9 protein-coding genes are annotated in these 8,987 nt (G+C 73.1%); 7 read left to right on the top strand and 2 right to left on the bottom strand.

All coding sequences use genetic code 11. The features are described from left to right. The first annotated feature begins 683 nt into the window (after window positions 1-683). Entirely contained in the window at window positions 684-944 is a 261-nt protein-coding gene (locus AB0O09_RS38435; RefSeq protein WP_363550403.1) for a hypothetical protein, read from the top strand. 148 nt (window positions 945-1,092) lie between these two features. Next, complete coding sequence (locus tag AB0O09_RS38430) at window positions 1,093-1,683, top strand: hypothetical protein (protein WP_363550400.1); 591 nt, start codon at window positions 1,093-1,095, stop codon at window positions 1,681-1,683. Between the two features lie 137 nt (window positions 1,684-1,820). Here the strand turns inward: AB0O09_RS38430 and AB0O09_RS38425 are convergent, their stop codons facing one another. Further along, on the bottom strand, window positions 1,821-2,048 hold the full coding sequence (locus AB0O09_RS38425; RefSeq protein ID WP_351265293.1) for a hypothetical protein: 228 nt from the start codon (window positions 2,046-2,048) through the stop codon (window positions 1,821-1,823). A gap of 119 nt (window positions 2,049-2,167) precedes the next feature. Continuing rightward, window positions 2,168-3,052, bottom strand: a complete 885-nt coding sequence (gene nudC / locus AB0O09_RS38420) for an NAD(+) diphosphatase (RefSeq protein ID WP_363550397.1) — start codon at window positions 3,050-3,052, stop codon at window positions 2,168-2,170. Between the two features lie 356 nt (window positions 3,053-3,408). Between nudC and AB0O09_RS38415 the strand changes: the two genes are divergently transcribed. From AB0O09_RS38415 to AB0O09_RS38395, 5 genes are all read left to right on the top strand, one after another. Continuing rightward, entirely contained in the window at window positions 3,409-3,795 is a 387-nt protein-coding gene (locus AB0O09_RS38415; RefSeq protein WP_363550394.1) for a hypothetical protein, read from the top strand. 270 nt (window positions 3,796-4,065) lie between these two features. Continuing rightward, window positions 4,066-5,586, top strand: coding sequence for an alpha/beta hydrolase (locus tag AB0O09_RS38410; RefSeq protein WP_363550391.1), 1,521 nt, complete (start codon window positions 4,066-4,068; stop codon window positions 5,584-5,586). 324 nt (window positions 5,587-5,910) lie between these two features. After that, window positions 5,911-6,849, top strand: coding sequence for a DMT family transporter (locus AB0O09_RS38405; RefSeq protein ID WP_363550389.1), 939 nt, complete (start codon window positions 5,911-5,913; stop codon window positions 6,847-6,849). 96 nt (window positions 6,850-6,945) lie between these two features. Then, a complete protein-coding gene (locus AB0O09_RS38400) occupies window positions 6,946-7,416 on the top strand; it encodes a GNAT family N-acetyltransferase (protein ID WP_363550386.1) in 471 nt (156 codons plus the stop codon). Window positions 7,417-7,628: 212 nt separating this feature from the next. Then, window positions 7,629-8,873, top strand: a complete 1,245-nt coding sequence (locus AB0O09_RS38395; protein ID WP_363550383.1) for an MFS transporter — start codon at window positions 7,629-7,631, stop codon at window positions 8,871-8,873. Window positions 8,874-8,987: the final 114 nt, after the last annotated feature.

Raw genomic sequence — 8,987 nt, 5'->3', positions numbered from 1 at the left:
CCGGCCGCCGCACCCCCGGCGGCCGGAGCGGGCGCCCGCCACGCGAACGACCCGGCCCGGGGCGGTGTCCACCCTCGGGGTCCACTCCCCGAACGGTCCTTCCGGAAGCCGAGTGGTCGTCGTGACAGTCGTCCTGACGGTGGATCGGAAACGAACCGGACGGACGATCCGCGGCCGACCCGGCACAGTGGACCGCGTGGACACGCAGACCCTCGCCGCCGCAGGCCCCTCCCGATGACCGGTGGAGCATCGTTGTGAAGATCCGTCATGTGACCCTGGCCGGTGCGGTGGCCCTCGGGTCGTTCGCGCTCACCGCCTGTGGGTCCGGTGCGAGTCCGGCGGCCGCCCCGGCGGGCTCCGCCACCGCAGCGCCGACCGCCGCGTCCGCGACCCCGGGCGGTGTGCCGGCGGCGGCCGACGTCGTGCCCACCTTGACGGACGTCCCGAAGGATCCGGTGTGCGGCGGCTTGGGGGCCGGGGGACGACGTCACCGCCAAGCTGATCGAGCTGCACGAGAGCGGCTCCCGGCACACCGGCCTCATCGAGGTCACCAACCACCTGCCGTACTCGTGCAAGCTGTACGGACCGGCCGATGTGCGGACCGACGGCAAGGGCGGCTCGTACACCAAGCTCACCACCGGCGTGCTGGGAATCTGCGCTTCATCACCACGAGGGCGCAGTCGATGGTGATCAATCCGGGCGAGTCGCTCTACCATGCCGTCAGCTGGGTGTCGGCCTCGCCGGCCGGCACCGACGCCGACTGCACCAGCGGCTCCCGGCTCGTCCTGGCCCGCAACGAGGGCAAGCTCCACCTGTCCGTCCCGGTGAAGGACGGGCGCTTCTGCACGAGCAACGGCAGCGGCTCGCCGCAGGTCGTGCTCGGCGCGCAGCTCTCCGTGAAGGACCAGGCGCGTGCGCAGCTGCAGAGCCTGCCCACCGGGTAGCCGCCCCGGCGCGGTGGTGCGCGACGCCCCGCCGTCCGGGTGGGGGCGGGGGTCGATCTCGGTCATAGGGTGGGCGCGACGCGGTCGGACCGAACCGGTCATGGGGTGAGGAGGCAACGGCTTGGGCCGTCAGGAGAGGCACCGCAAGGTGTACAAGCCGCTGTTGCGGGCCGGGCTGGAGGTGATACCCGACGCGGTTCCGGCGTCGGCGCCACCGCATGTCCTCGGTTACGAGCCGGAGCGGATCTTCGGTGGCTTCCGCGTCGACTACCGGGACCGCCGGCTCGTGGAGCGCCTCAACGAGGGCTGGTACGACCTCGCGGTGTCCGCCGGCCTGTTCGACGAGAACCGCGAATTCCTCCTCAACCTGCCGCGAGGCACCTGGACGGCAGCGGTGGACCGCCGGCTGCTTCACCGGGTGCACGTCTGGCACCGCGTCCGCCTGCTGGACCGGTGGGACCTCGTGGGGGCCGGCGCCGCCTCGTTCCTCGGCGTTCGCGCCGGCCACCCCGGCTTCGCCGCAATGGCTCTGGACAACAGCGTCTGGATCCTCACCGACACGTACGAATCGGGCGTGGGCCTGTACGCGGTACGCGACCCCGCCGGATCGCCCGGGGTCGTTCGTGACTTGGAGTGGCTCGCCCGGGAGAACGTCTACAAGGACCCGGAGTTCCGACGCGACGTCACCGTCTGGCTGGAGAGCAGGCAGCAGCGCCAGGTTCTGTCCGGCGGATCTTGACAGGCCCGTACTGCATGGACGCGCACTGTGTGTTTGTCGGTCTGATCCGACAAGCGCCGGGGGAAGAGGTCTCAGAGGGCGTTGAGTGAGGCTATGTCCGTTTCGTCGTTGTGACGGTGTGTGGGCAGGTCACGCGGTCAGTCGGCTGTTCTGGGTGTGGGGATTGCGAACAGTCCGGGCTCGGTCTCGACGACGAGGCCGGCGCTGGTCAGACGCTTGAGCTTGTTGCGCATGCCGGAGATGTGCGTGGGCTCGGTGCCGGTGGCCAGGGTGCGGCACAGGTCGCGGCAGCGTTGCGGGGCTGCGGCGTCGATGAGCGCGGTGAGGATCTGCTGGTAGATCGGGTTGTCGGGCAGGCCCGGCATCCGGTCGCCGGTGGGCTCGTCGTCGCCGAGGGACAGGATGACTTTGCGGGCGATTGCCAGGTCGGCGCGTTCCGCGTCGAGTTCGGCTCACATTCCCCCCAACAGTGTGGCAAGCTGACTCACTCCACGTCGGCCAACCACTGGTCGATGAGCACCTTGCCGATCGAGTCGACCCGGTAGGGCCCGCCGACAGCGGAGTCCGTAATTCGCGATCGAAGTTCGGCCGCCGTGAACCAACGTGCCTCCACCACCTCCACGTTGTCCACGTCGATCCGGTCGGAAACGGCCTCGGCGCGGAACCCGATCATCATCCCGGATGGGAACGGCCACGACTGGGATCCCTGATAGGTGATCGTCCCCACCTCGACACCGGCCTCTTCGGCGACCTCGCGGCGCACCGCGTCCTCGAGGCTCTCCCCGATCTCGACGAACCCAGCCAGCGTGCTGAAGCGGTCCGGACCGGATCCCGCGTGCCGGCCGAGCAGGCAGCGCCGAGGCGTGCCGGGTAGTTCGACCAGCACAATCACGGCCGGTTCGATCCGCGGGAAGAGCAGCTTTCCGCAGTCCTGACAGGTCCGCAGGTGGCCACCGTTGCTGGGGACGGCCGGACCGCCGCACGCGCCGCAGAACCGCTGATTCCGGTTCCAGTGCAGGATTCCACGGGCATACGCGAGCAGGCCCGCCTCGTCCGGCGTGATGGTGGGAACCATGGCTCGCACCTCCAGCACCGTGTCCGCGGTGGCCAGTTCGACGGCGTTGGACCGGTCGACGCGGGACACGTCGGCCGCGAACACCGCGGCCTCTCCGTCCAGGCCGAGAAACACCTGGTCGTCGGCGGCGTCGAGGATGCCACGCGCCTCGGCCAGCGGCAGCCGGATGGGCCTGTCGTCGCGGACCAGACAGTGGTCCCGCCACAAGGGAATCACCTGGGTACTGGGGCTCGTCAACAGCCCGGCGACCCACTCCGAGTCGGTACGCCGGCCGCCAACCCGGTCAAGCCCCAAGCCGCTGTAATACAAGGTTCCCCCTAGCCCATCCTGTCCTGCGCAGATTCCACGATAGTGGGCGTCCACCAACTGGGGTATCGAGCTCGGTCTCGACGACGAGGCCGGCGCTGGTCAGAGGGTCTGTACGGTGACTGGCTCTGGCGCACATTCGGTGGTGACAGAGAGTCATGGAGAATTGTGCCTGGTAGAGCCTGCTTTGGTGTCCGCCCAGGGGCGTCGCCCTTCCGTCGAGGCACCCAGGGAACAGCCCGCCGGCCTCCGCTTTGAGCTGGGCAGATCGCGGTACGTAGCGATAGTCACCACGCGTCACCACCGAATGTGCGCCAGAGCCAGTCGCTGGACACACCCCCGTCATGCGCACCCGCCTGCGGTCCGTCGGCCGACCGGCCCGGCGTGCGGTGCCGGGCGTGGCGGCCGTCTTCGCCGTACCGGCTGTACCGGCCGTGCCGGCCTTGGTGGTCGTCTTCGCGGTGCCGGAGGGCCGGCCGGAGACGGAGACGGAGACGGAGGCGGACGGCTTGGCGCTCGCACCGGTCGGCCCGTGGGAGGCCGAGGCGCCCGGGGAGGCTCCGACGGTGCGGGCTGCGCCCGTCGTCGGGCTCGCGGAGGGGGCAGGACGGCCTGTCGCCCATGACGCCCACCCCGTGCTCGGCGGTCGTACGCTACGCGCGCCGGATGATGGAAAACTGAACGACCAGTCCGATACGTCCGATCACGCCTCGATCGCCATCAAGACGTGATCGGCTTTCGGGAACCCTTTTGCCATTGTTCTGGCGGGGTCTCGTCAGAATTCTCCCTCAAGTGCCCCCGGTGGATATTCCGCGAATTCCACCGAACGAATTACTGACACCGGGTCAGGGCGCCCGGACGGCCACCCCGGGGCCGCACACGGGGGCACCGCCGACCCGGGGGTGGGGCGAGCCCCCCGGATGCGGGTGAAGCCCGCACCAGGCCGGATCCGGGTGCCGACAGGATCGCCCCGCCGAGCCCGGCCGCGAAGACTGCTCGGCATGCGAATCGCCCACGCCACGGCCACGACGGCCGCCGCCGCACTCCTCACCCTCCTCGGCACCGCCCCGCCCGCGACCGCCGCCACCCGGCCCGCCGGCCCGCCCGCGACCGCCACCCGGCCGGCCGCCCCGATCGCCTGGGGCGGCTGCCCCGACAGCACGGCCGACACCCGCCAGCAGTGCGCCACCCTCGCCGTCCCGCTCGACCACGCCGATCCCACCGGCCCGCAGCTGGACCTCGCCGTCTCCCGGATCACCGCCGCCCGCCCCGACCAGCGCCGCGGCGCCCTGCTCATCGTCCCCGGCGGGCCCGGCAACCCCGGACTCAACGGCCCCACCAACGCCGTCCGCCGACTGCCCCGGTCCGTCCTCGACCGCTACGACCTCATCGGCTTCGACCCCCGCGGCGTCGGCCGCAGCAGCCCCGTCGACTGCGGGCTCGCCCACGAAGACCTGTCGATGACCACCCTGCTGCCCTGGCCCGCACCCGACGGCTCCGTCACCGGCAACCTCGCCGCCGCCCGCCGGATCGCCGCCGCCTGCACCCGCAACGGCGGCCCCGTGCTCCGCAGCATCAGCACCCGCAACGAGGCCCGCGACATGGACCGCATCCGCCAGGCCCTCGGCGAACGCCGGATCTCCGCCTGGGGCGTCTCCTACGGCACCTACGCCGGCGCCGTGTACGCCACCATGTACCCCGACCGCACCGACCGGATCGTCCTCGACAGCAACGACGACCCCGACCCGCGCCGCGTCGAACGCGGCTGGCTCGCCGCCTACGCCACCGGCGCAGAGGACCGCTTCCCGGACTTCGCCGCCTGGGCCTCCGCACCCGCCGCCGGCGACCAGCGGCTCGCCGACACCCCGCAGCAGGTACGCGACCTGTTCCTGCGGCTCGCCGCCCGCCTCGACACCGCCCCGCTGCCCTGGCCCGGCGCCAACCCCGCCCGACTCGACGGGAACGCCCTGCGCGCGGCCATGCTCGACACCCTCTACGACGACGCCCGCTTCCCCCGGCTCGCCCGCCTGATGCTCGCCGCCGACGGCCGCGCCGAGCTGCCCCCGGCCGCCACCCCGCCCGACGCCGCGATGCAGAACACCGTCGCCGCCTCCGCCGCCACCATGTGCAACGACGTCCGCTGGCCCCGCTCCGCCGACGGCTACGCCCGCGCCGTCGCCGCCGACCGCACCGCGCACCCGTTGACCGCCGGCATGCCGGTCAACGTCATGCCCTGCGCCTTCTGGCCCACAGACCCGGCCGAACCGCCGACCCGGATCACGCCCGACGGGCCGTCGAACATCCTCATGGTGCAGAACCTCCGCGACCCCGCCACGCCCTACGCCGGCGCCCTGCGCCTGCGCGCAGCACTCGGCGACCGGGCCCGCCTGGCGAGCGTCGACTCCGGCGGCCACGACGCCTACGCCGCGCACGGCAACGCCTGCGGCGACCAGCTGGTGACCCGCTTCCTCGTCGACGGCCGACGCCCCGCACACGACACCCTCTGCCCGGCCGAGCACTGAGCCCGCATCCGTCCCGCCCCGGCCGCCCCGCCCCTCGGTGTCGTGGCGCCCCGGTGTCGTGGCGCCCCGGTGCCCCGGCCGTTGCTGCCCGCAGTGGCGCCGGGGCGGTCGGTACGGGCTCCGGCCGGACCGGCCCGTGCATGGAGCGGGCCGATCCCGGGCAGGCGCCGCCCTGCGAGGCACTCCCGGCCCCGTGCCGTTCCGGGCCTCCTGACCGGCCGGGCACGAACGGCAGGAGCCGCAGGGCCGGCCCGTTCCGTCCCGACGGCAGCGGACACCGACGAACGCCGCCGAGGGAGCAAGGGCTGATCCACCGTGCTGAGTGTGCTGCTGGCAGTACTGGCCGCCGTCGCCAACGGCCTGGCCTCCGTGCTGCAACGCCGCGAGGCACGCACCCGGCCGGCGAGCGAGAGCCTGAACTGGCGCCTGGTCTGGCACCTGCTGCACCGGCCGGTCTGGCTCGGCGGGGTCACCGCGGTCACGTTCGGATTCCTGCTCCAGGCCGAGGCCCTCGCCAACGGCAAGCTCTCGGTGGTCGAGTCCCTGCTCGTCCTCGACCTGCCGGCCACGCTCCTGCTGTCCTCGCTCCTCCTGCACAGCCGGATGCGGTGGCGCGAGTGGGGCGCCGTGGCGGCGATGGCCGGCGGCCTGGCCGGGCTGCTGCTCGGTCTGTCGCCGTCCGCCGACTCCGGTGCCCGTGCCTCCGGTCCGACCTGGGCCCTGGCCCTGGGCGTCAACGCCCTGCTGATCGCCGCAGGCGTGTGGTGGGCGCTGTCCGCCGACGGCACCCGTAGGGCGGCGATCCTCGGCGTCGCCACCGGCTGCGGCTTCGGGCTGACCGCAGGCCTGATCAAAGGGGCGACCGCCAACGCCTCCGCCGGCATCGGCAGCGTGTTCGCGGCGTGGCAGCTGTACGCGATGCTCGCCGTCGGCGCCGGATCCATGTTCCTGCTGCAGTCGGCGGTGCACGCCGGAAGCCTGCTCGCCGTACAGCCCGGGCTGTCGCTGGGCGACCCGGTGGTCTCCGTCCTGTGGGGGACCCTGGTGTTCGGCGAGAAGGTCCGCAGCGGTCTGCCCCTGGTCCTCGCGGCCGCTTCCGCCGCCGTGGTCTGCGCCGCCGTCCTCGTGCTGACCCGATCGCCCCTGCTGACCGACGACGCCGAGGGGGCCGAGGGGGCCGAGGAGAGCGATCGGGCCGAGCACGTCGAGCAGCCCCGCCAGGAGGCCCGGAGCCCGCGGCAGGCAGGCCGTCCGCTCGACTGACCCGGCGGCCGCTGCTCGCCGTCCGTCCCCGGATGACGCGCACCCCGGTGTCCGGGCGGTGCACGGCGTCCACGCCCGGCCTGCCATGATCCCGGAGTGCGACCACACATCACCCCCGGCACCATCGCCGACCTCCACCAGGTCCTCACCGACCACCACCGCTACTGGGGCGAGCGGGACCTCCGGTCCCTCCACCTCGACGCGCTGGTCCACGAGTTCGGCGAGACCTGGCTGGTCGCCCGCGCGGACGACGGCATCCACGGCTACCTCATCGGGTTCACCACCCCCGACGGCACCGGATACGTCCACCTGGTCGCCACCCGGGACGACGCCCGGGGCACCGGCCTCGGCCGCCGGCTGTACGCGGCCTTCGCCGTCATCGCGCACCGACACGGAGCACGGCGGCTCAAAGCGATCACCTCGCCCGGCAACACCGGCTCGATCGCCTTCCACCGCAACCTCGGTTTCGAAGCGACTTCGGTCGAGGACTACGGCGGCCCCGGCCGGACCCGGGTCGTCTTCCACCGTCCGCTGCCGTTCGAGGCGGCCGTGCCCGGTATGCCCTGAGCGGTCTGCGGTCTGCGGTCTGCGGTCTGCGGTCTGCGGTCCCGGCCGGTGAACGGTGTTCCGGCGCCCGGCTGCCCTCGGAAGGGCGCGGGGCGATCGGTCCCGAGGCGGTCCTGACCCCGGGTAGGGTGCTCCCTCTGAACGGTTCGGTCGCGGACCGGTCGTTCGGGTCACGGGTACGGGTCACTGGTGCGGGGCGAGGGGTGTCGGACGTGCGGAGCGGACACCGGCTGGGGCGGCCGTTCGGGTGGCTCTGGGCAGCGTACGGGACGAGTGCGCTCGGCACGTGGCTCGCCTTCGGGGCCTTCCCGCTGATCGCCGTCCGGGTGCTGCACGCCGGACCTGCCGAGGTCGCCGTGCTCTCCGCCGCAGGCGCCGCGGTCGGAGCGGCCGCGGCCGTGCCGCTCGGCCCCTGGGTGGAGTTCCGCCGCAAACGGCCCGTGCTGATCGCGGCGGACCTGGTGCGGTGCGCCGCACTGCTGACGATCCCCACCGCGTTCGCGCTCGGCGTGCTCACCTTCGTCCAGCTCCTGCTGGTCTCGGTCGTCGTCGCGGCCGCCGACATCACCTTCCGCGCCGCCTCCGGCGCGTACCTGAAGACCCTGCTGCCGGCCGAGGACCTGCTCGTCGCCAACGCCCGGTTCGAGTCCACCGCCTGGACGACCACCATCGTCGGCCCCCCACTGGGCGGCGCCGCGATCGGTCTCCTCGGACCGGTGGCGACGGTGGCGGCCGACGCGGCCAGCTACCTGCTCTCGGCCCTCGGCATCCGCGCCACGGGCGGGACCGAGCCACCGCCCGGACCCCGACCGGCCCAGCGCCTGCGGGCCCGCGACCTGCTCGACGGCTGGCGGTACATCCTCGCCGACCCGACCCTGCGCCCCCTGTTCTTCAACACCGCGCTGTTCAACGGCCTGGTGATGGCCGCGGAGCCACTGCTCGCCGTCCTCATGCTCGGCCGGCTCGACTTCGCAGCCTGGCAGTACGGACTCGCCTTCGCCGTCCCGTCGATCGGCGGACTGCTCGGTGCGCGCCTGGCCCGACCCCTCGCCGCCGAGTTCGGACAACGACGGGTCCTCGCCGCGGCCGGCGCCCTGCGCGCACTGTGGCCCGTGGGCCTCGCCTTCGTCGGACCGGGAACCGCAGGCCTGCTCCTGGTGATGGGCGTCGAACTCGGCCTCATCTTCTGCTGCGCGGTCTTCAACCCCGTCTGCGCCACCTACCGCCTCGAACGGACCCCGACCGACCGGACCACCCGCACGCTGTCCGCCTGGGCGGTGACGACCAAGGCCGCGACGGCCCTCCTCACCGCCGTCTGGGGCGTGCTCGGCGCCCTGTTCGGCCCGCGCACGGCCATCGCCCTGGCCGGCGTGCTCGTGCTGGCGACCCCCCTGCTCCTCCCGCGGCGCACCCCTGCCCCGCAGCCCGAGCCGGTACCCGCCGCCGGCGGCGGCTGACGGCCACCACGTGCTGTAGTCGCCCGTCGTCGATGCAGGCGCAGTCGCAGACGCGGTAGAGGTCGCAGTGGCAGCCCTCAGGCCCGTGTCCGGCAGTCGGTGGCCGACTGCCGG

Source organism: Kitasatospora sp. NPDC093679 (assembly GCF_040683455.1).
Classification (GTDB): domain Bacteria; phylum Actinomycetota; class Actinomycetes; order Streptomycetales; family Streptomycetaceae; genus Kitasatospora; species Kitasatospora arboriphila.
This window is presented reverse-complemented; position numbering and strand designations above follow the sequence as displayed.

Excerpts from the sequence above, each read along its gene's own strand:
- AB0O09_RS38435 (WP_363550403.1), top strand. The coding sequence starts at position 684 with ATGGTGATCAATCCGGGCGAGTCGCTCTACCATGCCGTCAGCTGGGTG.
- AB0O09_RS38425 (WP_351265293.1), bottom strand. The coding sequence starts at position 2,048 with ATGCCGGGCCTGCCCGACAACCCGATCTACCAGCAGATCCTCACCGCG.
- AB0O09_RS38415 (WP_363550394.1), top strand. The coding sequence starts at position 3,409 with ATGCGCACCCGCCTGCGGTCCGTCGGCCGACCGGCCCGGCGTGCGGTG.
- AB0O09_RS38410 (WP_363550391.1), top strand. The coding sequence starts at position 4,066 with ATGCGAATCGCCCACGCCACGGCCACGACGGCCGCCGCCGCACTCCTC.